The sequence below is a fragment of the Mesorhizobium sp. M7A.F.Ca.CA.001.10.2.1 genome (genome assembly GCF_003998575.1).
In the GTDB taxonomy this organism is placed as follows: Bacteria; Pseudomonadota; Alphaproteobacteria; order Rhizobiales; family Rhizobiaceae; genus Mesorhizobium.
On record NZ_RZQY01000744.1, the window covers coordinates 1 to 2,757 of the forward strand.

Here is a 2,757-nt window from a genome sequence, read left to right on the forward strand (position 1 = left end):
TCGTAGCAGCGCCAGCGTGGTCCTTTCAGGCCCCGTAGAGCATCTCGTCCTGCAGCCGGCGCAAGGCGAACAGCCTTGTCGTCTGGTCGGGCGACGCATTGTCTGACGTCAGCAATTCGCCTTTCCTGACCGGTTTCAGCACCTTGCCGCCCTCGAGCAGGCCGACCGGCACGGCGCGCTGGGCACGGGCTTCGCCGACGGTCATCGTCCAGGAGCGGTAACAGGTCTCGCCGATCGCATCGAAGGTCTCGCCGGCGGCGAGATCCCGCTTGGCGACCGCACAGACTTCGGCAACGGGTTGCGGCAGCGGCACCATGTCGGGCTTGCCGAAAAGCATGATGCGGGCGGCGGTCAGCGGCACCTCCAGTGAGGTCAGATGATAGGGCCTAAACAGGCTGTAGTAGGGGCCGTGGCCGATATGCAGGTCGTCCATGCGCTCGATGATGCGCGGATGCGTCGCCTCGACGATGACGAACACGCCAGGCGCGACGCCCTTGCCGACCGTGTAGTCGACGACGCCTTTCCTGAGCAACAGACCGCCATCCTCGCGCGGGATCAGCACCTTGGCGAGGTCATCGCGGTCGGCCTTGGGGCCGTGCATGCCGGGCACGTCGGGCACCAGCCCGGTGGCGTTGGCGATGGCACACATCTCGACCATGGTCTTGGAACCGTCGACGAACTCGACCAGCATGCGCGGGTTCATGTTGCGGCGGATGGCTTCGGCGCGATAGTCGTCCGGTACGGCATCGTGGTTGAGCGGGTTGTTCTTGCCCTTGCCGGCCGAGACGATGGTCAGCCCGAGCGCCGACGCGAATTCGATCAGTTCCATGCAGCTCGACGGCTCGTCGCCCGCACCCACCGAATAGACGACGCCAAGCCGGTCGGCCTGCTGCTTGAGGTAGCAGCCGATGGTGACGTCGGCCTCGACGTTCATCATCACCAGATGCTTGCCGTGCTCCATCGCCATGAGGTCGAAATCGGCGGCGACGCCCGGCTTGCCGGTGGCGTCGATGACGACGTCGATCAGCGGATTGGTGACCAGCATCTCGTTCGAAGTGACGGCGATCTTGCCGCTCTCGATAGCGCCGGTGACTTTCGACGCGGTGTCGGCTTCGACGGCCATGGCTTCGTCGCCATAGGCGATACGGATGGCATCGCGCGCGGTGTGCGGGCGGCGCGTCGAGACGGCGCAGATCGAAATGCCTGGCATCAGCATGCCTTGGGTGACCAGATCGGTGCCCATTTCGCCCGAACCGATGACACCGATGCGCACCGGGCGGCCCTCGGCGGCACGCCTGGCGAGATCGCGGGCAAGGCCGGTCAGGGCGACGTTGGTCATGCAGGAATGTCCACAGCTTCGTGATTTGAGGTCGGATAGCAGGGAACGGGTTCTATTTGCCAACGAAACCCGGTCGCGACCGGCAATTTCCCGCGAAATCGTCTCGGAAGGGACGACCGCCGAGGCTCGATTGGCCGAAGCGCAACCAATTGACATCGCAGCTGACAACCCCAATAAAACATTCGTTTGTCAACAAAGGCAAATGTTCACCGACGCGACAGTCGGAAAGCATTCGCCTCTGGGGCAAATTGGGGAGTGTCTTTGCGCCGGGGCGTCAAAGGCTGGATGGAGCATCATTGCGAGGCGTCGAGCGAAGGCTCGCGGCTCCAGGGGAGGAAAAATGGATACTGTTCTCGCGGGCCTAAAAGGGGCCATCGATACGCTTGGCCCGACGATCCTGCTGCCAATTGTCATTTTCATCATCGCCGTGGTTCTGGGCGCCAAGGTCAGCAAGGCTTTTCGCGCCGCCGTCACCATCGGCGTCGCCTTCATCGGCATCAATCTGGTGCTTGGCCTCATGTTCACGTCGATTGGCGACGTCGCCAAGGCCATCGTCACCAACACCGGCATTCATCGCGACATCATCGATGTCGGCTGGCCCTCCGCGGCCGCGATCGCCTTCGGCTCGTCGGTCGGCCTTTGGGTCATTCCGGTCGGCATCCTCGTCAACATCGTGCTGTTGCTGACACGCATGACGCGCACGCTCAATGTCGACGTCTGGAATTTCTGGCACTTCGCCTTTGTCGGCTCGCTGGTGGTCGCCGCAACCGACAATCTGGCCTATGGCATCGCGGTCGCAGCACTTGTCGCAGCACTCTCGCTGCTGTTCGCCGACTGGTCGGCGCGCGCGGTACAGCAGTTCTACGGCGTGCCCGGCATTTCGGTGCCGCATCTCGCCTCGGCACAGATCCTGCCGATCGCCATTGTGCTCAACTGGATCATGGACCGCATTCCCGGGATCAACCGCATCAACATCAACACCGATACGATCGAGCGCAGGTTCGGCGTGTTCGGCGAACCTGTCGTGATGGGCCTCATCATCGGCCTCGTGCTTGGTGCAATCGCGTTCTACAATGCGGGTGATCTCAGCGTGGTGCTGGCCAAGGTTCTGGGCACCGGCATGACACTGGCCGCGGTGATGCTGCTGCTGCCGCGCATGGTCAAGATCCTGATGGAGGGGCTGATCCCCGTCTCCGACGCCGCACAGGCGTTCGTGCGCAAGCGCACCGGTGACCGAGAGCTTCTCGTTGGCCTCGATTCGGCGATCCTGATCGGCCATCCGGCCGCGATCTCGTCGTCGCTGATCCTGGTGCCGATCGCGATCATCCTGTCCATCATCCTGCCGGGCAACCGCGTCATCCTGTTCGCCGACCTCGCGGTCATCCCCTTCATCGTCGCCATGACCGCGCCGCTGGTCA

The 2,757-nt window shown here is 63.3% G+C and carries 2 protein-coding genes; one reads left to right on the forward strand and one right to left on the reverse strand.

The genetic code is table 11. From position 1 onward, the window contains the following. Positions 1-25: 25 nt before the first annotated feature. Positions 26-1,339 (reverse strand): NAD(P)H-dependent oxidoreductase, encoded by a 1,314-nt coding sequence (locus EN964_RS31020; protein WP_127272181.1) that lies wholly within the window; start codon positions 1,337-1,339, stop codon positions 26-28. 340 nt (positions 1,340-1,679) lie between these two features. Here EN964_RS31020 and EN964_RS31025 point away from each other — a divergent pair. After that, on the forward strand, positions 1,680-2,757 hold a 1,078-nt coding region (locus EN964_RS31025; RefSeq protein ID WP_127277170.1), incomplete at its 3' end, for a PTS galactitol transporter subunit IIC.

What these genes read in the sequence shown, in the direction of transcription:
- EN964_RS31020 (WP_127272181.1), bottom strand. Translation starts at nt 1,339, where the DNA reads ATGACCAACGTCGCCCTGACCGGCCTTGCCCGCGATCTCGCCAGGCGT.